24 protein-coding genes are annotated in these 21728 nt (G+C 27.1%); 16 read left to right on the forward strand and 8 right to left on the reverse strand.

Going from position 1 to position 21728, the window contains the following annotated elements; all coding sequences use genetic code 11:
- Positions 1-101 precede the first annotated feature (101 nt).
- From B0175_RS04070 to glmM, 3 genes are all read right to left on the reverse strand, one after another.
- On the reverse strand, positions 102-1382 hold the full coding sequence (locus tag B0175_RS04070) for a 3-isopropylmalate dehydratase large subunit (RefSeq protein ID WP_108527401.1): 1281 nt from the start codon (positions 1380-1382) through the stop codon (positions 102-104).
- A gap of 68 nt (positions 1383-1450) precedes the next feature.
- The gene (lspA, locus tag B0175_RS04075; protein WP_108527402.1) at positions 1451-1915 is read right to left on the reverse strand and encodes a signal peptidase II; all 465 of its coding nucleotides are present in this window, start codon (positions 1913-1915) and stop codon (positions 1451-1453) included.
- Positions 1912-3246: a phosphoglucosamine mutase gene (glmM, locus tag B0175_RS04080; protein ID WP_108527403.1), complete on the reverse strand. Its 1335-nt coding sequence runs from the start codon at positions 3244-3246 to the stop codon at positions 1912-1914. The genes lspA and glmM overlap by 4 nt, the downstream gene beginning before the upstream one ends.
- An 83-nt stretch (positions 3247-3329) precedes the next feature.
- On the opposite strand from glmM, the gene rpsT reads away from it, so the two are divergent.
- The 16 genes from rpsT (at position 3330) to B0175_RS04160 (ending at position 17920) form a co-directional block, all read left to right on the forward strand.
- Entirely contained in the window at positions 3330-3590 is a 261-nt protein-coding gene (rpsT, locus tag B0175_RS04085; RefSeq protein WP_004510127.1) for a 30S ribosomal protein S20, read from the forward strand.
- Between the two features lie 3 nt (positions 3591-3593).
- The gene (gene prfA, locus B0175_RS04090) at positions 3594-4661 is read left to right on the forward strand and encodes a peptide chain release factor 1 (protein WP_004510128.1); all 1068 of its coding nucleotides are present in this window, start codon (positions 3594-3596) and stop codon (positions 4659-4661) included.
- Between the two features lie 109 nt (positions 4662-4770).
- Positions 4771-5826 carry a substrate-binding domain-containing protein gene (locus B0175_RS04095; protein WP_108527404.1) on the forward strand — a complete coding sequence of 352 codons (1056 nt, stop codon included), beginning with the start codon at positions 4771-4773 and terminating at the stop codon, positions 5824-5826.
- Positions 5827-5895: 69 nt separating this feature from the next.
- Positions 5896-7626, forward strand: a complete 1731-nt coding sequence (locus B0175_RS04100) for a GGDEF domain-containing protein (protein ID WP_108527405.1) — start codon at positions 5896-5898, stop codon at positions 7624-7626.
- A gap of 58 nt (positions 7627-7684) precedes the next feature.
- Positions 7685-8614, forward strand: a complete 930-nt coding sequence (pstC, locus tag B0175_RS04105) for a phosphate ABC transporter permease subunit PstC (RefSeq protein WP_108527406.1) — start codon at positions 7685-7687, stop codon at positions 8612-8614.
- Positions 8611-9795 carry a phosphate ABC transporter permease PstA gene (gene pstA, locus B0175_RS04110; protein ID WP_108527407.1) on the forward strand — a complete coding sequence of 395 codons (1185 nt, stop codon included), beginning with the start codon at positions 8611-8613 and terminating at the stop codon, positions 9793-9795. Before pstC ends, pstA begins: the two co-directional genes overlap by 4 nt.
- 15 nt (positions 9796-9810) lie before the next feature.
- Positions 9811-10581, forward strand: a complete 771-nt coding sequence (pstB, locus tag B0175_RS04115; protein ID WP_012011992.1) for a phosphate ABC transporter ATP-binding protein PstB — start codon at positions 9811-9813, stop codon at positions 10579-10581.
- Positions 10581-11249, forward strand: a complete 669-nt coding sequence (locus B0175_RS04120; protein WP_012011993.1) for a phosphate signaling complex PhoU family protein — start codon at positions 10581-10583, stop codon at positions 11247-11249. Before pstB ends, B0175_RS04120 begins: the two co-directional genes overlap by 1 nt.
- Positions 11250-11272: 23 nt before the next feature.
- Positions 11273-11677 carry a phosphate-starvation-inducible PsiE family protein gene (locus B0175_RS04125; RefSeq protein ID WP_108527408.1) on the forward strand — a complete coding sequence of 135 codons (405 nt, stop codon included), beginning with the start codon at positions 11273-11275 and terminating at the stop codon, positions 11675-11677.
- Entirely contained in the window at positions 11667-12344 is a 678-nt protein-coding gene (locus B0175_RS04130; protein WP_108527409.1) for a response regulator transcription factor, read from the forward strand. Before B0175_RS04125 ends, B0175_RS04130 begins: the two co-directional genes overlap by 11 nt.
- Positions 12338-13723 carry a sensor histidine kinase gene (locus B0175_RS04135; RefSeq protein WP_108527410.1) on the forward strand — a complete coding sequence of 462 codons (1386 nt, stop codon included), beginning with the start codon at positions 12338-12340 and terminating at the stop codon, positions 13721-13723. The genes B0175_RS04130 and B0175_RS04135 overlap by 7 nt, the downstream gene beginning before the upstream one ends.
- A gap of 75 nt (positions 13724-13798) precedes the next feature.
- Positions 13799-14218 carry a 50S ribosomal protein L13 gene (gene rplM / locus B0175_RS04140; protein WP_004510140.1) on the forward strand — a complete coding sequence of 140 codons (420 nt, stop codon included), beginning with the start codon at positions 13799-13801 and terminating at the stop codon, positions 14216-14218.
- 5 nt (positions 14219-14223) lie between these two features.
- Positions 14224-14613: a 30S ribosomal protein S9 gene (gene rpsI / locus B0175_RS04145; protein ID WP_108527411.1), complete on the forward strand. Its 390-nt coding sequence runs from the start codon at positions 14224-14226 to the stop codon at positions 14611-14613.
- 100 nt (positions 14614-14713) lie between these two features.
- A complete protein-coding gene (locus tag B0175_RS04150; RefSeq protein WP_108527473.1) occupies positions 14714-16216 on the forward strand; it encodes a peptide-binding protein in 1503 nt (500 codons plus the stop codon).
- Between the two features lie 9 nt (positions 16217-16225).
- A complete protein-coding gene (locus B0175_RS04155) occupies positions 16226-16873 on the forward strand; it encodes an HAD family hydrolase (protein WP_108527412.1) in 648 nt (215 codons plus the stop codon).
- An 18-nt stretch (positions 16874-16891) separates the two neighbouring features.
- Positions 16892-17920, forward strand: coding sequence for an AbrB family transcriptional regulator (locus B0175_RS04160; RefSeq protein WP_228156062.1), 1029 nt, complete (start codon positions 16892-16894; stop codon positions 17918-17920).
- Here the strand turns inward: B0175_RS04160 and B0175_RS04165 are convergent.
- The 5 genes from B0175_RS04165 to B0175_RS04185 form a co-directional block, all read right to left on the reverse strand.
- Positions 17897-18475, reverse strand: a complete 579-nt coding sequence (locus B0175_RS04165; protein WP_046998045.1) for an ABC-type transport auxiliary lipoprotein family protein — start codon at positions 18473-18475, stop codon at positions 17897-17899. The genes B0175_RS04160 and B0175_RS04165 overlap by 24 nt on opposite strands.
- On the reverse strand, positions 18472-19380 hold the full coding sequence (locus B0175_RS04170) for an MlaD family protein (RefSeq protein ID WP_108527414.1): 909 nt from the start codon (positions 19378-19380) through the stop codon (positions 18472-18474). Before B0175_RS04170 ends, B0175_RS04165 begins: the two co-directional genes overlap by 4 nt.
- Positions 19380-20117, reverse strand: a complete 738-nt coding sequence (locus B0175_RS04175; protein ID WP_050071039.1) for an ABC transporter ATP-binding protein — start codon at positions 20115-20117, stop codon at positions 19380-19382. Before B0175_RS04175 ends, B0175_RS04170 begins: the two co-directional genes overlap by 1 nt.
- Positions 20118-21230, reverse strand: a complete 1113-nt coding sequence (locus B0175_RS04180; RefSeq protein ID WP_108527415.1) for an MlaE family ABC transporter permease — start codon at positions 21228-21230, stop codon at positions 20118-20120.
- A 106-nt stretch (positions 21231-21336) separates the two neighbouring features.
- The gene (locus B0175_RS04185; RefSeq protein ID WP_228156063.1) at positions 21337-21609 is read right to left on the reverse strand and encodes a helix-turn-helix domain-containing protein; all 273 of its coding nucleotides are present in this window, start codon (positions 21607-21609) and stop codon (positions 21337-21339) included.
- Positions 21610-21728 lie beyond the last annotated feature (119 nt).

A 21728-nucleotide genomic window follows, 5' to 3' on the forward strand; every position in this document is an offset into this window, starting at 1 on the left:
AATAAATTTATTATATTTATATGTAAATGTCATAAAGAATAACTTGATTTTATCGAAGAGATTAAAAAAGAAGGAAGAAATGATTTTCTTCCTTTGAGATATTATAAACTTCTAGGATCAGTAATGTATCCAGAAATTGCACTTGCAGCTGCAACTGCACTATTTGCTAAATAAATTTTAGAACTTCTTGAACCCATTCTTCCAACAAAGTTTCTATTTGTTGTTGAAATACAAACTTCACCATCTCCTAAAATTCCCATATATCCACCTAAACATGCTCCACATGTAGGATTTGAAACAACAGCACCTGCATCAACTAAAGTATCAATATAACCTAACTTTGTTGCTTCTCTAAGAATTTTTTGAGTTCCTGGAGTCAATATTAGTCTTACATGACGTGCAACTTTTTTACCAGCTAAAATTTCAGCAGCCATTTTAAAGTCACTTAATCTTCCATTTGTACATGAACCTATAAATACTTGATCAACTTTTATGTTATCAGTAACTGCTTGAGAAACAGAGTGTCCATTTGATGGTAAGAAAGGATATGCAATTACTGGTTCTAATTTAGCAACATCTATTTCAATAACTTGACAATAGTTTGCATCATCATCTGAGTAGTGAATTTTTGGTTCAGCTCTTAATCCACCATTTGCAATTCCAACTTTATCTAAAAACTCTTTTGTAATTTCATCATACGCAACAATACCATTTTTAGCTCCTGCTTCAATAGCCATATTACATAAAGAGAATCTATCATCCATTGATAAATATTGGATTGTATCACCTGTAAATTCTAAAGCTTTATATAAAGCTCCATCAACACCTAAAATTCTAATAATTTCTAAAATTAAATCTTTTCCAGTTACAAATGGTGCTGGTTTTCCTTTGAATACAACTTTGATTGATTCAGGAACTTTAAACCAGTTACCACCAGTAATCATTCCAAATGAAATATCTGTTGAACCCATACCAGTACTAAATGCTCCTAACGCACCATGAGTACATGTATGTGAATCTGCTCCAATAATTACATCACCAGGGATTACTAGACCTTTTTCAGGTAAAAGTGCGTGTTCAATTCCCATATCTTTTTCATCAAAAAAGTTTTTTAAATTGTGTTTCATTGCAAAATCTCTTGAGATTTTTGCTTGATTTGCACTTGCTATATCTTTTGCTGGAATAAAGTGATCTAAAACTATCGCAAAACCATCTGGATTTGCTAGTTTTTCAAAGCCACCCTCTTCAAATGCTCTAATTGAAATTGGAGTTGTAATATCATTTCCAATTACCATATCAATTGGACTTCTTACGATTTCTCCTGCATAAACTTTTTTCCCTACATGTTCACTAAAAATTTTTTCTGTTATTGTTTGACCCATATTTTTTCCTAATATATTTTTAGACTTTGGTTTGGATTATATCGAAATTTATTTAAAGCTATTCAAAACTAAGACTTTATCTCTTTATCTTTTTTTGATTGTCTTAGCTGTTTATAGATGATTATTACTACGGCTAAATCTATTATTACATCTGCAAAATTAAAGATTGCAAATTCAAAACCATAGTGCCAATAGAAGTAATCAACAACTGCACCATAAGTAAATCTATCTAAAATATTTGACAAACCACCTGCATATAAAAGCGCAATTGGAAGGTAATACTCTTTGAACACATCTCTATTTTTCAGTAAATATAAAGTCGCTAATATCACGATAACTAACTGGATGTATTTTAGATTTTGATCTAAAAATGAAAACATAGAAAAAGCTACACCATAGTTATATGCAAGTTTTAAAGACATATATGGTCCATCAACATCCCAAGCTAAATTTGCAAATCCAAACTTAACGATTTGGTCTATTATAAAAATAGCAACAAATATTGTTGCTGCTAGTTTTAGTTCTCTTCTCATAGGGCTTTTTTGAAAAATGCAATTAGTGTTTGCATTGCATCTTCTACATCTTTTTTATTTTTACCTTCAAGCAAAAGTCTGATTTTATTTTCTGTTCCAGAGTATCTAATCAAATCTCTTAAACCTTTTTGTCTAATTGGTTTTAAAACTTCTTCTAGTCCAGTGATTTGTTCTAAAGGAATTTTTTCCGTAACTTTCATATTATGTAAAATTTGAGGGTATAAACTAAATGGATTTAAAATCTCACTTGCTTTTTTACCTGATTTTATAATTAGTGCTAAAACTTGTAAAGCAGAAGCCAATCCATCACCAGTTTTTGCAATATCAGAGAAGATTATATGTCCACTTTGTTCTCCTCCAAAATTTATACCTTTTTCTTTCATAACTTCTAAAACGTATTTATCACCAACATTTGATCTAAATAAAGAGATTTTATTTTTTTGTAAATAGTCTTCTAATGCTTTATTTGACATAACTGTCGCTACACAAGCATCACCTTTTAAAAGATTTTCATTTTTTAAATAAACACTCAATGCTCCAAGAAGGTTATCTCCATCGACAATTTCACCTTTTTCATCAATCACAACCAATCTATCAGCATCACCATCAAGTGCAAGTCCAATATCTGCTCGATACTCTTTTACTAAGTGTGAAACAGCTTCTGGGTGCATTGCTCCACAATTTTCATTTATATTAAAACCATTTGGTTTATTGTTTATTGTTATAACATCTGCACCTAACTCTTCTAAAATTGTTGGACCTACTTTATAAGCAGCACCATTTGCACAATCAAGAATTATTCTTAAACCTTTTAGTGTTAAATCTTTAGGAAAAGAACTTTTAATTGCAACTATGTATCTTCCGATAACATCATCAATTCTTTTTGAAGAACCAATATCTCTACCAGTAACTTGTTCGCTTTGCATTAAATCCATATCATTAAATATGTTTTCGATTTCTTCTTCACAAGTTGTATTTAATTTATTTCCATGATTATCGAAAAATTTTATACCATTATCTTCAAAAGGATTGTGTGAAGCACTTATCATAATTCCAGCATCACATCTCATGCTTTCAGTTAAATATGCAATTGCTGGAGTTGGCATTGGTCCTATTTGTATAACATCATATCCAACAGCAGTTAATCCACTAACAAGGGCATTTTCAATCATATAGCCACTTCTTCTTGTATCTTTTCCTACAAGTATTTTATTTGTTGTAGAGTGCTTTCTAAAGTAAATTCCCGCAGCTTTTGCCAATTTTAAAACTGTGATTGCATCTAAAAAATCACCAGCTTTTCCTCTAACGCCATCAGTTCCGAATAGTTTCATTAAATCTTCCTAAAATTAAACTCAATTTAAGTTATATTGGGTAATATTCTATCCTTTAAATTTTTACAAAGAGGTTAAATAAAATGGCAAATCATAAATCTTGCGAAAAAAGAGCTAGACAAACGGTTGTTAAGACTGAAAGAAATAGATTCTACAAAACAAGAATCAAAAATGTTACAAAAAGTGTATTATCTGCAGTAGAACTTGCTGATAAAGAAAAAGCTGTTGAAGCTATGAAAGCTGCAAATCAATATTTCCACCACTGCGTTTCAAAAGGTATTTTGAAAAAAGGTACTGCTTCTAGAAAAGTAAGTAGATTACAATTAAAAGTAAACGCTATATAATTAATGTTAAAAGACAAACTTCAACCATTTATCAATAGATTCGAAGAAATCAATCAATTATTGATGTCTTCTGAAATAACTAGTGATATAAAAAGAATGACTGATTTATCAAAAGAACAATCAAGCATTCAACCTATTGTTTCTAAAGCAAAAGAGTATATAAAAGTACTTGAAGATATCGAAGAAAATAAACTTATGTTAGATGATCCTGAACTTGGTGATTTAGCAAAAGAAGAATTAAAAGAGTTAGAAACAAGAAAACCAGAATTAGAAGAAGAGATAAAAGTTCTAATGATTCCAAAAGATCCAAATGATGATAGAAATATCTATTTGGAATTAAGAGCTGGAACTGGTGGTGATGAAGCTGCTATATTTGTGGGTGATTTATTTAGAGCTTATTTAAGATATGCAGAAAATAATGGTTGGAAAGTTGAAATAATGAGTTCAAGCGATAGCGAATCTGGTGGTTACAAGGAAATAGTTATTCTTGTAAAAGGTGACCATGTATATTCAAAATTAAAATTTGAAGGTGGTACACACAGAGTTCAAAGGGTTCCTGCTACTGAATCTCAAGGAAGAGTTCACACTTCAGCAATTACTGTTGCAGTTATGCCAGAAGTTGATGATGTTGAAATCGAAATAAATGAAAATGATTTAAAAATTGATGTTATGAGAGCTAGTGGAAATGGTGGACAATCTGTAAATACTACAGACTCGGCTGTTAGAATCACTCATATTCCATCTGGTATTGTAGTTACTAACCAAGACCAAAAATCTCAACATAAAAATAAAGATAGGGCTTTAAAAGTTTTAAAAGCAAAACTTTATGAAATTGAGATGGAAAAGAAAATGGAAGCAGAAGGTGCTACAAGAAAAGAACAAGTAGGTACTGGTGATAGAAGTGGAAGAATTAGAACATATAATTATCCACAAAATAGAATTAGTGACCATAGAATAAACTTGACTTTATATAGACTTGATTACATCATGAATGATGGTTTATTTGGTGAAGTAATTGATCCTCTTATTGCTGATCATCAATCTAAACTTATCGAAGCTAATGGATTATAAATCTATTAGCTTTTTTATTAAATAAAATCTCACAAAAAATCTTATAGTAACCAAAATGTAATCAACAGTTATTAAACTTCCAATGTATAAAAATTTATTGGAGATAAAAATGACTTTCAAAAAAACATCTATGGCTTTAATAGCAAGTGCATTATTAACAACTACATTAAGTGCAAGAGATCAAATTAAAATAGTTGGTTCGTCAACTGTTTATCCTTTCTCATCTTCAGTGGCTGAAGAATTTGGTGCAACAACAAAATTTCCAACTCCTGTTGTAGAATCAACTGGAACTGGTGGTGGAATGAAACTATTTTGTGCAGGAGTTGATTTAAATACTCCAGATATTGCAAATGCTTCAAGAAAAATGAAAGACAAAGAGTTTGAAACTTGTAAAGAAAATGGTGTTACAGATATAACTGAAGCATTAATTGGATTTGATGGTATTGCTATTGCTCAATCAACAAAAGTAAAAAGTTTTAATGTAACAAAAGAGCAATTAGCTTTAGCAGTTGCTGAAGAAGTTCCATCAAAAGATGGTAAAACATTAATCAAAAATCCATATAAAAAATGGTCAGATATTGATGCATCTTTACCAAATAGAGAAATTATTGTTTACGGACCACCAAAATCATCTGGTACAAGAGACTCTTTTGAAGAGTTAGTATTACAACATGTATTTGAAAAAATGCCAGTATATACTGATTTATTTAAAAAAGATGAAAATGCTAACAAAAAATATAAAGCATATTCTGTTATAAGAACTGATGGAGTTTATGTAGAATCTGGTGAAAATGATAACTTAATTGTTCAAAAACTTACAAAAAATGAAGCTGCAATTGGTATTTTTGGATATTCATTCTTAGCAGAAAATAAAGATAAAGTTTTAGGAATTACAGTTGATAATATTTCACCAACAGTTGAAACTATTGCAAGTGGAAAATATCCAGTTGCTAGATCTATGTATTTTTATATCAAAAATCAACACTCTAAAGATGTTCCAGCTTTAAAAGAGTATACAAATCTTTTTATGTCTGAAAAAATGATAGGTGATAATGGAATTTTAAGTGAACTTGGACTTATCCCTTTAACAAGTGATGTAAGAAGTAAAGCAAGAAATAAAGTTCTAAATAGTGAAAAATTAACAATAGAAGAATTAAAACACTAAAACAAAAAATAAAAAGAAGTTATAACTTCTTTTTATTTACTCTTTTTAAAAACTTCATTTAGGAAACTCATGCCAAATTGGACTGAAATAATAGAAAAATTAGATTATGCTTTTCAGCCTATAATTTACTCTCATAGTGGCAAAATTTATGCTGTTGAAGCACTACTTAGAAATGTTCATGAAATACCAGGATTGATGAGTATTGATGACTTATTTGATTTAGCATTTAATGATGATTATTTGTATGAATTGGATTTACAGCTAAGAGAAAAAGCGATAAGTAAATTTGCAAAAATAAAACAAAGCAATTTGAAACTTTTTTATAATTTAGATAATAGAATAATTTATAACAAAAATTATTCTCAAGGAAATACTGCAAAAATACTAAAAAAGTATAACTTGAACAAAGATAGTATTTGTTTTGAATTAAGTGAAAAAGGTACAGCAATAGAGCAAAATGCTTTATCAACAATGTTACAAAGATATAAAGAAAGTGGTTACAAAATAGCTATTGATGATTTTGGAATAGGTGTATCAGGACTTAAACTTTTGTATTTTAGTGAAGCACATATTATAAAACTTGATAGATTTTTTATTACAAATATTGACCAAGACTCTAAGAAAAAACTTTTTTGTTCCTCGATAATTGAAATGGCTCATATTATGGGAATGCAAGTAATTGCAGAAGGTATAGAAACAGCAAAAGAGTTTTATACTTGTAAAGATATTGGAGCAGATTTTATACAAGGATATTTAGTTCAAAAACCAACAACAAATATTGATAAAATAGAAAAGATTTATAATAATATTTGCTCTTTGATATCTGAAGATAAAAGAGCAAGCCAAAATAATTTTATTGATGAAAAATTTATAGAAAATATTTTACCTTTAAATGTAAATACCTCTTTATATGATTTATTTTTGCATTTCAAAGAAAATACTAAAAGCCATTTTGTACCTATAACTGACGAATTTGGAAATTTTTTAGGAATAATTTATGAAAGTGATATAAAAAAAATATCTTACTCTCAATATGGTTTATCTTTAGCTCAAAATAGAACATTTTCATCAACTTTATTAAAGTATATAAAACCAGCTTTAAGTGTTGAAATCTCTTGGGGAATTGATAAAATTTTAGAAATTTATAATCTAAATTCAAATAACTCTTTGGGAATATTTATAACATCTTCAGATAAATATATAGGATTTATAAATCTAAACTCTTTATTAACACTTTCTTATAAAAGAAATATTGAAATTGCTACAAATCAAAATCCTCTTACAAAACTCCCTGGAAATAATCAAATAGAAAAATTTATAGATAAAAGTTTTAAGAAAAATCAAAAAGATATAACTCACATAATTTATTTTGATTTTAATGATTTTAAACCTTTCAATGATATTTATGGATTTAGGCAAGGAGATAGGGCGATTTTAATATTCTCAGAACTTTTGCAAAAAAGATATTCAAAAGACTCTTTTATCGCACATATTGGTGGAGATGATTTTTTTGTTGGACTAAAAAATAAAGACAAAGAAGATGTATTTGAATTGACGTCAAATGTACAAGATGAATTTAGAAATAGTGCAAAAAATATCTATTCAAAAGAGGATAAAAAAAATGGTTTTATTATCTCAAAAGATAGATTCAATGAAAAAAGAAGATTTGAATTACTATCTGTTTCAGCTGCGATTATAGAGATAAATTCAAAATCTGACATTTCAAATTTTGATAACACTTTAAATATAGTGAAAAAAGCTTCAAAAAATTCAAAAAAACCTATTTATAGTGTTTTGTAACTATTTTGTAATCAACTTCCTTTAGAATTTTATGAAAATTAGCATAAAGGCAAAAGGGTTGAATAGTTTTGAATCACGAAAAAAACAAAGAGAACTCAACGAAAAATTAATAAAAATTGCACTTATATTCGCAGCTGCAATCTCAATATTAACTACTTTTGGAATTTTGTTTTCGATTTTATTTGAAGCAATAGAGTTTTTTAAATTAAGAAGTTTCTGGTACTTTTTAACTGGAACAGTTTGGAGTCCAGGAGTTGCAGGAAGTCAATTTGGTGCATTACCAATTTTTGCAGGTACATTTGTAATAACAATTATAGCTTTACTTGTGGCAATTCCTATTGGTCTTGGAAGTGCGATTTATATGAGTGAATATGCAAGTCCAAAATTAAGAGATTATTTAAAACCACTTTTAGAAGTTCTTGCTGGTATTCCAACTGTTGTTTATGGATTTTTTGCTGCTGTTACAGTGGCTCCATTTGTTGTAAAAGTTGCAGCAATTTTTGGTTTAGAAGCTACATTTAATAGCGCATTAGCTTCTGGAGTTGTTATGGGAATTATGATTATTCCTTTAGTTTCTTCACTTTCTGATGATGTTATAAAAGCAGTTCCTGATTCTCAAAGAAAAGCAGCTTTTGGACTTGGTATGACACATGGTGAAACTATTAAAAATATTGTTTTACCTTCAGCAATGCCAGGAATTATTTCAGCTTCACTTTTAGCTCTTTCACGTGCTCTTGGTGAAACAATGATTGTTGTTATGGCAGCAGGTTTAAGACCAAATCTTTCTTGGAATCCACTTGAAGACATGACGACGGTTACAGTTACAATAGTAAACTCTTTGGTTGGAGATTTTGAATTTAATTCGCCTGAAACTCTTTCTGCTTTTGCTTTAGGATTGATGTTATTTATTGTAACTTTGATTTTAAATATGATTTCATTGTCAATGATAAGAAAATTTAAAGAAAAATATAAAGTGAATACATTATGATAAAAAAGAAAAAAAATAAACAAAATAATCCATTTTATGATCCAACACTAAAAAGTAGACATACAAGTGCAGCTAGATTTAAGAAATTTACACTTACTTCTTTGATATTTTCAATTGCATTTTTAGCTTTTTTCCTTTTCGATATGATTACTAAAGGAGTACCAGCTTTTAATGTTGCATATGTAAAAGTAGATGTAACATTTAGTGAAAAATCTTTAGAAGATACAAGATTTGCAGTTGATAAAAAATATAGAGATATTGTATCAAGAGCTTGGCTTAGAGATATTCCTAATTTATTAAAAGAAAATCCAGATTATATGAATACAACGCAAAACCTTTGGGTTTTAGCTGATGACCAAGTTGATCAATATATAAAAAATCACAATAATAATCTAAAAGATAAAGAAATAATTATTGTAGATGAATTATATTCTCAAGGTTTAATTGAAAAAAAATTTAATGCAATATTTTTCAAAAATGGTGATTCAAAAATACCTGAATATGCAGGAATTTTTTCAGCAGTTGTTGGTTCGATTTTAACTTTGATTATAACAATGCTTGTAGCATTTCCAATTGGAGTTATGACAGCTATTTATCTTGAAGAGTTTGCAGGTGATAATAAATTTACAAGATTTATTGAAATAAATATTAATAACCTTGCAGCTATTCCATCTATTTTATTTGGACTTTTAGGACTTGCAATATTTATAAACCTTTTTGGAATGCCAAGAAGTTCACCTTTAGTTGGAGGTTTAACTTTAGCACTTATGACTTTACCAATTATAATAGTTAGTTCAAGAGCGGCACTTAGAGCAGTTCCTGATAGTATAAGACAAGCTGGATATGGTTTAGGATTAAATAAAATCCAAGTTACACGAGATCACGTTTTACCTTTAGCATTTCCTGGAATTTTAACAGGTTCAATTATTGGTTTAGCACAAGCTATGGGAGAAACAGCTCCTTTAATTATTATTGGAATGATAGCCTTTATTCCTGATGCTCCAACGATGGTTACTCAAGCTGCAACAGTTATGCCAGCACAACTATTTACTTGGGCAGGAATGCCAGAAGGTATGTATATAGAAAAAACAGCAGCAGGAATTTTGGTTTTATTAACAATCTTAATTTCATTAAATGCAATAGCAATTTATCTTAGAAAAAAATTAGAAGTAAAATGGTAAAAGGAAAAAATAAAAATGAATACAGATAATAAAATTAAAATAGATACAAAAAACTTAAATCTATTTTATGGCTCAAATCAAGCTTTACATGATATCAATGTTAGTTTATTTGAAAATAAAATCACAGCATTAATTGGACCATCAGGTTGTGGAAAATCAACATTTTTAAGATGTATAAATAGAATGAATGATTTAATTCCAATAGTTAAAATAGATGGTCAAATAATAATAGATAATAAAAATATCTACGACAAAGATGTTGATGAGGTGAGTGTTAGAAAAAAAATAGGAATGGTTTTTCAACAACCAAATCCTTTTCCAAAATCAATTTATGACAATGTAGCTTATGCTCCACTAAAACATGGAATTGTAAAAAAAGGTAAAGAGTGTGATGAGTTAGTTGAAAGCTCACTTATTAAATCTGGACTTTGGAATGAAGTAAAAGATAAATTAACACAACCAGGAACTTCACTTTCAGGAGGCCAACAACAAAGACTTTGTATTGCTAGAACAATTGCTGTTCGTCCAGAAGTTATTTTAATGGATGAACCAACATCTGCACTTGACCCAATAAGTACTGAAAAAATAGAAGCACTTATGCTTGATTTAAAACAAGATTATACGATTATTACTGTAACTCACAATATGCAACAAGCAGCGCGTGTTGCAGATTATACGGCATTTTTCCATTTAGGAAAACTAATAGAGTATGATATAACAGAAACTATTTTTGTTAATCCACATAATAAAAAAACAGAAGATTACATCACAGGGAGATTTGGATAATGTTAAAACCATATGAAACAAAATTACAAAATATTAAAGAAGAGATTCAACAAATTGGAGTATCAGTTATTGAAGCATTAGAAATTTGTCTAAAAGCTTTAAATGATAGAAGAATTGAAGATTTAAGCAATGTTGAAATTAGTGAAAAAAAGATTTTATTAAAATCAAATGAAATTGATAACATTATAGTTGGAACTTTAGCTTTATATTCACCAGAAGCAAAAGATTTAAGAAGATTGGTGTCTTTTTTAAAGATTACAAATGAACTTGTAAGAACAGGTTCAAATGCAAAAGATTTTGCAAAAATGTTTAAAAAATCCTATTCACAAGATTTGGATACAGCTATTATTTTAGAATATGCGATTCCTCTTTTAAAATCAGCATTATTGTCTTTACAAACGGCAACTTCTATTATTGATGAACATGATGAAAAACAAATCGAAGAAAAATATCATAGAGTTGTTGTTGAAGAGAGTAAAACTGATGATTTATATTTGATGATAGAAAAAAATATTTTAAAACTAATTACAAAAAAACTTGATTTATCAAAAGAATATTTTGATATTTTAAGTAGTTTAAGAAGATTAGAAAAAATAGCTGATCGTGCTGTTTCTATTGCAAAATTATTGCAGTTTGCTCAAGTAGGTGGAGATATAGTTCAATCATAAATTCTTTATGATATAATTTTTTTATGAAAAAAGCTATAAACAAAATCTCAAATTACTTTAGTTCGAACTTTGAAGTTTTAGTTGCAACAATTATCTTTTTAACGATACTTGTTGCAGGGCATGACTTTTATAGAGCAATTATTCTAATGTTAGAATTTATTGTTATTATGGAAGTTGTAAAAATGATCTCGGATTTTATAAAAAAAGAAACATTAAGACTTAGATATGTTTTGGATATTTTTATAATATTTTTGATTCGAGAAGTTGTTATTTTATCTGCAAATAAAAATAGAGATTATATTGATATAACATTTTTACTTTTTGTAATCTTTGTATTTTTTATATTTAGAATTCTTGCGATTAGATACTCTCCTGGACCTAAAGATGGAAATGAAAAAACAAATAAAGCTATAGAAAATGACGAATAACAAACTTATTTTAATTATAGAAGATGAAGAAGATATTTTAGAACTTCTTGAGTATACATTACAAAAAGAGGGTTATGAAACTATTGGATTTTTAACTATTGATAAAAATGTAAAAAAAGTTTTAGATGAAGAACAAATAGATTTAATATTAATGGATAGAAATCTACCAAATATTGAAGGTACCACTTTTATAAACGAAATAAAAAAAGAGGGTTATACTAATCCTGTTATTTATCTAACTGCAAAAGATAAAGATGAAGATATTTTAGAAGGTTTTGAGTCTTATGCTGATGATTACATTACAAAACCTTTTAACATAAAAGAGTTATGTGCTAGAGTAAAAGCAGTAATAAAAAGAACTTCAAAAGAGCTTGATATTTTAAAAGTTAAAGATATGGTTTATAATGCTTCAAATAGAAAGTTTTATATCGAAGATAAAGAGATTGACCTAACTCACCTTGAACATGATTTACTTTTAGAATTTATTAAAAATAAAGATATTTTGATGACAAGAGAACATCTGTTAAATATTGTTTGGCAAGACTCTTTTGATAAAAAAGAGAAAACAGTAAATGTTGCAATTAAAAGGTTAAAAGCCAAAATTGACCCTGATGGAACAAAAAATTATATTCGTTCAGTTAGAGGTGAAGGTTATATTTTTTGTTAAAAATTCATCAACTATTTTTACGAACTTATTTCACTATTTTTGTTGCGATTTTAATAACTTTGACTTTAGTTACTTATTTTTGGGCAAAAAATTTATATATAAATCAAATAGAAAAAACTCTTATTCAAAATATTGATACTTTATCTATTGTTTTAAAAGACCAAAATAATTTATCACATATAAAAAATATTGTAAGAGATTTGCATAGTGAATTAAATTTAAGAATTACTATAATAGATGAACAAGGTGAAGTAATCGCCGAAAGTGATCAAAATCTAGCTTTTATAAAAAATCATGCAAATAGACCAGAAATAATTCAAGCTAAAAATGTAGGTTGGGGAAAAGATAAAAGAAACTCTGAAACTATAAAAAAAGAACTTTTATATATTGCAAAAAAATTTGAAACAGATAATTCTACTTATTATATTAGAATGGCAGATTATACAAATAAAATTGCTGATAATTTTATGAAATTAACTCTTGAAATTTTTATGTATATTACATTTTTTCTAATAATTGCATTTTTAGCAACATATTTTATAAGCCTTAAAATCAAAAAAGAAACAGATACTATTTTATATTTTCTTACGCAACTAACAAATAAAAAAAGTTTAATTCCTTTACGTTCAACTTATACATATGAGTTTTATAAAATCACAAAACTATTAAATAAAGTTGCTATCAAATTATCAAAAAAAGATAAACAAAAGTCAAAACAAAATGCAAAACTAAAACTAGCAAATAGACAAAAAGATGAGATAATATCAGCAATCTCTCATGAGTTTAAAAATCCAATTGCGATAATTTCTGGATATAGTGAAACTATTTTAAATGATAAAGATATGCCAGAACTTATGAAAGTAAAGTTTTTAAATAAGATTTATTCTAATTCAAATAAAATGTCACATATTATTGATAAATTGAGATTAACTTTAAAATTAGAAGAGGGCAAACAAGAACTGCTTTTAGTTCCTTGTTCTACAAAAAAAATAGTAGAAAATTGTGTGAGTGATTTAAAAGATAAATATAAAAATAGAGAGATTGTAATAAAAGGGGAAGATGTTTTAATAAAAGTTGATGAAACTTTGATTTCTATGGCAATTTCAAATTTAATAGAGAATTCATTAAAATATTCACAAAAAGAGGTTATTGTCGAGCTTTCAAAAGAGTATATTTGTATTATTGATAAAGGTATTGGAATAGAAAAAAAAGAGTTAGAGAATATCAATCAAAAATTTTATAGAATATCAAATAATGGATGGAATAACTCTTTGGGATTAGGATTATTTATCGTTCAATCAATACTAAATTTACATAATTTTAAACTAGAAATTGAATCTGAAATAAATATCGGTTCTAAATTTTATATAAAATATTAATTTACACTTAATTTAAGTGTTTTTTAAGTATTACTTCACTAATATTTCAACTCATTAAAAAAGCGGAGAAAATAAATGAAATTTACTCAAATGGCACATGCTAACGAAATCAAAAGAGATTGGATAGTAGTTGATGCAACTGATAAAGTATTCGGAAGAATTATTACAGAAGTAGCTACTATTTTAAGAGGTAAAAACAAACCTTGTTTTACACCAAATGTAGACTGCGGAGATTTTGTTGTAATTATAAATGCATCAAAAGCAAAATTTTCTGGTAAAAAATTAGAAAGTAAAAACTATTTTACTCACTCAGGTTATTTTGGTAGTACAAAAACTCACAAAATGTCTGAAATGTTTGAAAAAAATCCAGAAAAACTATACAAATTAGCTACAAGAGGGATGCTTCCAAAAACTACTCTTGGTAAAGAAATGTTAAAAAAATTAAAAGTATATGCAGGAAGTGAACATCCTCATACTGCACAAATTAAAGGATAATAGTAATGGCAAAAGTATATGCAACTGGAAGAAGAAAAACATCAATAGCTAAAGTATGGTTAGAGTCTGGAAATGGACAATTAACAATTAATGGTCAAACTTTAGATGCTTGGTTAGGTGGACATGAGTCTATCAAAAAAAGAGTTATTCAACCATTAAATGTTTCTAAACAAGAAACTTCTGTAAACATTGTAGTTAAAACTTTAGGTGGAGGATATTCTGCTCAAGCTGACGCTGCAAGACACGGAATTTCAAGAGCTTTAGTTGCTTTTGATGAGCAATTCAGAACTATCTTAAAACCTTATGGTTTATTAACAAGAGATTCAAGATCTGTTGAAAGAAAAAAATTCGGAAAGAAAAAAGCAAGAAAATCTTCTCAATTCTCAAAAAGATAATTGGAATTTTCAAAGAGTATATTTCTTATTCTCAAAAAAGGAGCGACGAAAGTTGCTCCTTTTTTTATATCATTTTTATAAAAAAACTATACAATACGATATGAAATTTTTAACTATATTCACAATCTTAATAACTTTTTTAAATGCAAGTACACTAACTTTGAGTATGACTTCAAGTCCAAGTAGGTTAAATCCAATATTATCAAATGATAGCGCAAGTACAGAGATATCAGATTGGCTTTTTAATGGACTTTTTAAATACGATAAAGATGGAAATGTAACTACTGATTTAGCAAAATCATATTATTTTGAAACACCAACAAAATTAGTCATAAAATTAAAAGATAATGTTTTATGGCATGATAAAGTAAAACTTTCTTCAAAAGATGTCGTATTTACTTACGAACAAGTTATAAATCCTAAAGTTTTTAATTCTATAAAATCAAATTTTCAAGAAGTTGAGAGCGTAAAAGCAATAGATGATTTGACGATTGAAGTAAATTATAAAAAACCATATTTTAAAGCAATTGAGACTTGGATGGTTGGTCTTTTACCACATCATATTCTAAAAGATGAAAAAGATTTGATGACAAGCTCTTTTAATAAAAATCCAATAGGAACAGGTTCATATAAGTTAAAAGAGTTTAAAGTAGGGCAAGATATAGAACTTATTGCAAATGAAGATTATTTTGAAGGGAAACCAAAAATTGATAAAATTTTATACAAGTTTCTACCTGATTTAAATACATCTTTTTTATATTTGAAAGAAAAAAAACTTGATATTGGTTCGTTAGATGCAATTCAAGTTGATAGACAAATTGATGACAATTTTAAAAATGATTATACAATAATACAAAAACCAGCTTTTACATACAGCTATTTAGGTTTTAATTTAAAGAATGAAAAATTTAAAAATAAAAAAGTTCGAGAAGCTATATCTTTAGCCATAAATAGACAAGAATTAGTTGATATTTTATTTTTTGGTTATGGGCGAGTTTGTAATGGTCCTTTTATGCCAGATTCTTATGCTTACAATGAAGAAGTAAAAGATATAAAACAAGATGTAATAAAAGCAAAAGAACTTTTAAAAGAAGCAGGTTATGATGAAAATCATCCTTTTACTTTTGAAGTTGTAACGAATACAGGCAATGATATAAGAGTAAATGCTGCTCAAATTTTACAATATCAACTTCAAAAAGTTGGTGTAAATATGAAAATTAGAGTTATGGAATGGCAAGCTTTTTTAAATACAGTTGTTCATCCTAGAAATTTTGAATCTATACTTCTTGGTTGGTCTATGCCTTTAACCCCAGACGCTTATCCTCTTTGGCATAGTTCAAGTGATAAATTAGGTGGATTTAATCTTCCTGGATATAAGAATGAAAAAGTTGATGCTTTGATAGAAAAAGGAATAAGCACAATAAATAAAGATGAATTATCAAAAATCTATAAAGAGATTTTTAAACAAATAAGTGATGATTTACCGTATTTGTTTTTGTATATTCCAGATGGAATAACAGCTGTTAATAAAAAAATAAAAAATATTGAACCTGCATTTACAGGAATAACACACAATCAAAAAGATTGGGAAATAAAAGAATAAAGGAAAAAATTGAATAAAATAATACTTTTTGACTTAGATGGAACTTTGATAGATTCAACAGATGCGATAGTATCTACTTTTAGATTTGCTTTTAAAGAACAAGGATTTGATTTTAGAGGAAGTGATAAAAATATAAAAGATTTGATAGGTTACCCTCTTGATATTATGTTTGAAAGACTTGGAGTTTCAAAACAAAAAGTTTGGGACTATGTTGATAGTTATAAAAATAGATATAGAGTTATTTCTGTTGAACAGACAACTTTATTGGAAAATGCTTTTGAGGCAGTACAATTAGCTTCTAAAATAGCAAGAGTTAGTGTGGTTACTACAAAAACAAGAATGTACACTATTCCAATACTTGATAATTTTAATATTACTCAATATTTTCAGATAATAACAGGTAGAGAAAATGTTGAAAATCCTAAACCACATCCAGAACCAATTTTAAAAACATTAGCTCAAATGAATTATGATAAAAACAAAGATGAAGTTTATATGATAGGTGATACAAAACTTGATTTAATTTGTGCAAATGAAGCTAAAGTAAATGCAATAGGGGTTTTATGTGGTTATTCTGATGAAGAAGAACTTTTAAAATATACAAATATTGTAAAAAAAGATGCTTTAGAAGCTATAAAATATATTTCAACTTTATAGATGATAAATATTTTAAAAATGCTATTAGCTTTATTAATAGCAGTTTCAGGCTCAATTTTATTTATCTTTTTGCATCTTCCTTTACCTTGGCTTTTAGGTGCAATATTTGCTACAACTATTGCTATTAGATTTCAAAGTATTCCTATTTCTAGTCCAAAGTTATTTTCAGCTCCTGCTAGGATATTAATAGGGCTTACTATTGGAAGTGCATTTACTCCTCATATTTTACAATATATTCCACATTATATTATGAGCCTTTTATTAGTAATTCCTTTTACAATCTTAGTTATATTTTTTGGAACATATTACTATCATAAAGTTTTAAAATATGATTTAAAAACTTCCTATTTAGGTTCTATGCCTGGTGGTGTAATAGAGATGGTTATTATTGGACAAGAACTAAAAGCTGATACTTCAAAAATCACTTTAATGCAAAGTTCAAGACTATTTTTTGTGGTTGTGTCTTTACCATTTATTATTCAATATATTTTTCAAATAGATATTCGTGGTAACCAGCTTTTGACAACTCCTATAAAAGATATAAATTTATTTGAATTCTCATATATTTATATTCTAGGTATGGTTGGTGCAATCATCGCAAAAAGATTAAAACTGACAGCTGCATATTTAATAGGACCTATGATTGTTAGTATAATTTTGTATTCTACTGGATTTGTTAACACACATATTCCTGATGAATTATTAAAATTCATACAAGTTATTTTTGGAACTATTATTGGCTTTACTTTTAAAAATGTAAGTTTAAAAACTATATCAAAAACATTTTTAGCGACTTTGGGGCATTTTGCTATTTTGATTATATTATGTGCTATTTTTATTTTTATAATATATAAATCTTTGGATTTTAAAGCTTTAGATATTTTATTGGCTTTTGGACCAGGTGGACAAACAGAGATAAATTTAGTTGCCATTTTAATTGGAGCAAATCTTCCTTATATAACTTTACATCATATAGTAAGACTTTTTATTGTTATGAATATCGCTCCAATAATTGCAAAAAGGTTAGATAGAAATAATAGTATTTAATAAACTATTTGTAGATTCTTCAAGTCCTTTATTTAAAGCTTTTACAAAACCATAAGCATCATTTGTTTCACATAAAACATTTTTATCAAAACTTATAGTTTTGATAATTTTTTTATCTTCAATTAAATCAAATTTTATTTTCAAAATTGCGTAAGATTTATCTTCTTTAAACTCATGATAAAGTTTTATAATATCAGTTTTTAAAGTGTATTTATGCTCTATTTTTGAATCTTTTGATATCACATTTGAAAAAATATTACTTGCTATAAAAGAGTCGATTAGTTGATTATAAATCATATTTGAAGGAAGATTTATCCACTTGTTTTTTGCATACTCTTCAAACAAATACGGTTTTGTATTATAATAAATTGATGTTAGATTAAAACTTCGATTTACATTTGGTTCTTCTATAAAAATCGAAGACAATTTAGCATTTTGAGATATCTTTTGAGTTTTAAAATCTATTGAATAATGATTTATATCTATTCTTTGTTGTTTAAAAGTACACCCTGTAAATAACAAAAAAATTGTTAATATTAAAATACTATTTTTCATTCTTTTTCTCCTGGGCCATATTTTATATTTTTTTGTTTTAGTAGTAAGTCACTTGGGCTTTCATTTATATTATTTATTAAATCTTGAGTTAGATTCAAATTATTTTCAAGGTTTTTTAATAAACTATTTAAGTTCTCAAAACTTTCAATACTCATTCCTTTTAGATTAAAAGTTCCTTTGTCAAACTCTTCTTTTATTTTTGTTGTTAGTTCTTTAAAACTATCAGCAGATGTTTTAACACTTGCAAATGATGAATTTCCTGTATTAGCAAAGTTCTTCATACTATTGATAAGTTCATCTATTTTTTTTTCATTTTTAACTAAATATGCAGAAAATTGCTCTATGTTTTCCATGCTTTTTTCACTTTTTGATAAAAGTGAAGAAAAATTTGAGATATTTTCATCATTTAAAACTTTTTTCATTTGACCTAAAAGAATGGTTATCTCTTTTGTAATATCTTCTGTTGAATCAACAAATGTTGTCAAGGCAGATGTTTTTGATTTTATGACTTTCATTCCATATTGATTTTCGCCTAAAAGTTTTGAGTTATTACTTCCACCTTTTAATTCAATATATTTTAATCCAGTAATTCCAAGGTTTCCCAAAATAGCAAAATTGTCCTCTTTTATTGGAGTTCCTTTTTGTATTTGAATATCTATTTCTATCTCTTCCGAATTATATGGATTTATTTTGATATCTTTTACAGTTCCAACTTCAAATCCCATAAATTTTATAGAAGAGCCGATATTTAGTCCTGAAACTGATTCTGAAAAAAAGATTGAATAATCATCATATTTTTTATCTTCTAGTCCATATTTTCCAAGCCAAAAAATAAATATTACTAAAAGAGTAAATAGTGAACTTACAAATAATCCTATTTTAAAAAAGTTAATTTTAGTATCCATTAAGTAGCCTTTTTATTTGTTAAAAAATCTTTGATAAACTCATCTTCGCTTTTTAAAGCTTCTGTTATATTTCCATCAAAGATTTTCTCTTTTTTTATTATGATAAATCTATCAAGCAAAGTTTTTATCGTATCTAAATCGTGTGTTATTATAACCGTTGTTATATTTAAACTATTTTTTAAATAAAGCAATAGTTCATTTACACTTTTTGTACTAGCTGGATCTAATCCACTTGTCGGTTCATCTAAAAATAAGATTTTTGGTTGCATTGCTAAACTTCTTGCAAGTGCAACTCTTTTTTTCATTCCACCACTTAATTGTGAAGGATATAGTTTTGCTACACTTTTTGGAAGTCCAACTATATCAAGGTTTGTATATGCAATCTTTTCTATCAAATCTTTTGGTAGGTTTGTGTACTCTTTTAGCATCACACTTATATTTTCAATCACATTTAAAAATGAGTACAAAGCTCCAAACTGGAAAAGATAAGAAAACTGAAGTTTTAATTCTTCCGTTTGTTTTAATGACAAAGTAGAAATATCTTTATCAAAGATTTTTATATTTCCTCTTTGAATTTGATTTAGCATAACTATCTGTTTTACTAAAACACTTTTCCCTGAACCACTTCCACCTAATATTCCAAATATTTCACCTTCATTTACACTAAATGAAATATCATTATGCACTACATTTTCGCCAAAAGCTGTATAAAGGTTGTTTACTTCTATGATTTTCATTTATATTCCCATTTGAGTAAAAATTATAGAGAAAACTGCATCTATCAAAATCACTACAAATATAGCATTTACAACACTCATTGTTGTAAACTTTCCTATACTTGTTGTATTGTTTTGCACTTGAAAACCTCTATAACATCCGATAATTGCAATAGCAAAACCAAAAAATAATGCTTTGAAAACTCCTAAGATAAGATGTTTTAGTGGAACTTCATTGTGAAGTCTATTTATAAACTCGATAAATGTTACATCTAAACTAGAACTTGCTATTACCATTCCTCCAAAAACTCCTATAATATCTGCAAAAAAAACCAAAAGTGGCAAAGAGATACATAAAGCAAATATTCTTGGAAGCGTTAAAAACAAAGTTGGCTCAAAATTCATAGTTTTCATAGCATCAATTTCTTCTGTTATTTTCATAGCTCCTATTTCAGCTGTATATGAACTTGCACTTCGTCCAGCAATTACAATAGCAGTTACAAGTGGAGCAATTTCTCTAAACATTGTTATACTTATCATCTCAACGATAAATATATTTGCTCCAAACTTTTCAAGTTGAACACTTCCTTGATAAGCAATAACAACTCCAACTAAAAATGAAGTAACCGCAACAATCAAAAGTGCATCAAAAGCAGAAGTTTCGATATATTTTAACATCGCTTTAAATCTTATTTTTGATGGATTAAAAATCGCATAAATAAAAAAATAAAAAACTTTTCCTATAAAGCCAATAAACTCTTTTGATTCTTTATAAATGTCATAGGTTTTTTTACCTAAATCTTCAAAAAATAGGTTTTTTTTCTCTTCTTCAAAAAGTTTAGTTTGATAATGTTTTTTATAAAAATCAAATATCTTTTCATGGTTTTTATTATTTAAAATAGTGATGTTTTTTTTTTCAAAAATATTTAAAAATGAGATTAGATAAATAATCGCACTACTATCGCACTCTTTTAGGTCTGCAAAATCAATGCTGAGCTTACTGTTTTTTGAGAAATTAAGAAGTTCTATTTTTTTTATAATATTTGGAAGTGTTTGTTTATCCCAAATATTTAATAAAGTTAGTTTATAGTTATTTTCATTTTTTTCTAACAAAAAATAGTCACAATTTTCCATAACACTACTTTCTTTTATAAAATGCTTTATGGTATCTAAAATTTATAAAAATAATCTTTTTATAAAAAGTGAGTTTGATTATATTGAAAAAAATTTATTATTGATTTTATAAATCATCAATAGGCTTGAAAAACTCTTCAACAGGAACTTCTAATGCTTTTGCTATTTTATAAAGATGGATAAGATTGAATCTTTTTCCTTTAGTACAATTTTCAGCACATGCAATAAATCCAGAACCTTTTTGTCCAATTGTTAAAGCTAAATCAAATTGATTTACACCTTTTTGTACTCTGATTCTTTTTACATTTTTTGAGATAGTTTCTAAGAATTTATCTATCTCTTCATCACTTGCAATAGAGGGTATTTCAAAAATAGCCAAAAAAAGCTCCATTAAAAAATTTTTTAAGTTTATTATGTTACTATCCAATTATCAATTTTCCATAGATTTATATCTATAGGTAAGTAAGAGTATTGTTTAAAAGAAATACAAAATATTTT

The organism is Arcobacter lacus (genome assembly GCF_003063295.1).
Classification (GTDB): Bacteria; Campylobacterota; Campylobacteria; order Campylobacterales; family Arcobacteraceae; genus Aliarcobacter; species Aliarcobacter lacus.

Bases quoted from the DNA above. Each gene is read 5' to 3' on its own strand.
- B0175_RS04070 (WP_108527401.1), bottom strand. From the start codon at position 1,382: ATGGGTCAAACAATAACAGAAAAAATTTTTAGTGAACATGTAGGGAAA.
- lspA (WP_108527402.1), bottom strand. From the start codon at position 1,915: ATGAGAAGAGAACTAAAACTAGCAGCAACAATATTTGTTGCTATTTTT.
- glmM (WP_108527403.1), bottom strand. From the start codon at position 3,246: ATGAAACTATTCGGAACTGATGGCGTTAGAGGAAAAGCTGGTGATTTT.
- rpsT (WP_004510127.1), top strand. From the start codon at position 3,330: ATGGCAAATCATAAATCTTGCGAAAAAAGAGCTAGACAAACGGTTGTT.
- prfA (WP_004510128.1), top strand. From the start codon at position 3,594: ATGTTAAAAGACAAACTTCAACCATTTATCAATAGATTCGAAGAAATC.
- B0175_RS04095 (WP_108527404.1), top strand. From the start codon at position 4,771: ATGACTTTCAAAAAAACATCTATGGCTTTAATAGCAAGTGCATTATTA.
- B0175_RS04100 (WP_108527405.1), top strand. From the start codon at position 5,896: ATGCCAAATTGGACTGAAATAATAGAAAAATTAGATTATGCTTTTCAG.
- pstA (WP_108527407.1), top strand. From the start codon at position 8,611: ATGATAAAAAAGAAAAAAAATAAACAAAATAATCCATTTTATGATCCA.
- pstB (WP_012011992.1), top strand. From the start codon at position 9,811: ATGAATACAGATAATAAAATTAAAATAGATACAAAAAACTTAAATCTA.
- B0175_RS04120 (WP_012011993.1), top strand. From the start codon at position 10,581: ATGTTAAAACCATATGAAACAAAATTACAAAATATTAAAGAAGAGATT.
- B0175_RS04125 (WP_108527408.1), top strand. From the start codon at position 11,273: ATGAAAAAAGCTATAAACAAAATCTCAAATTACTTTAGTTCGAACTTT.
- B0175_RS04130 (WP_108527409.1), top strand. From the start codon at position 11,667: ATGACGAATAACAAACTTATTTTAATTATAGAAGATGAAGAAGATATT.
- rplM (WP_004510140.1), top strand. From the start codon at position 13,799: ATGAAATTTACTCAAATGGCACATGCTAACGAAATCAAAAGAGATTGG.
- rpsI (WP_108527411.1), top strand. From the start codon at position 14,224: ATGGCAAAAGTATATGCAACTGGAAGAAGAAAAACATCAATAGCTAAA.
- B0175_RS04150 (WP_108527473.1), top strand. From the start codon at position 14,714: ATGAAATTTTTAACTATATTCACAATCTTAATAACTTTTTTAAATGCA.
- B0175_RS04160 (WP_228156062.1), top strand. From the start codon at position 16,892: ATGCTATTAGCTTTATTAATAGCAGTTTCAGGCTCAATTTTATTTATC.
- B0175_RS04165 (WP_046998045.1), bottom strand. From the start codon at position 18,475: ATGAAAAATAGTATTTTAATATTAACAATTTTTTTGTTATTTACAGGG.
- B0175_RS04170 (WP_108527414.1), bottom strand. From the start codon at position 19,380: ATGGATACTAAAATTAACTTTTTTAAAATAGGATTATTTGTAAGTTCA.
- B0175_RS04175 (WP_050071039.1), bottom strand. From the start codon at position 20,117: ATGAAAATCATAGAAGTAAACAACCTTTATACAGCTTTTGGCGAAAAT.
- B0175_RS04180 (WP_108527415.1), bottom strand. From the start codon at position 21,230: ATGGAAAATTGTGACTATTTTTTGTTAGAAAAAAATGAAAATAACTAT.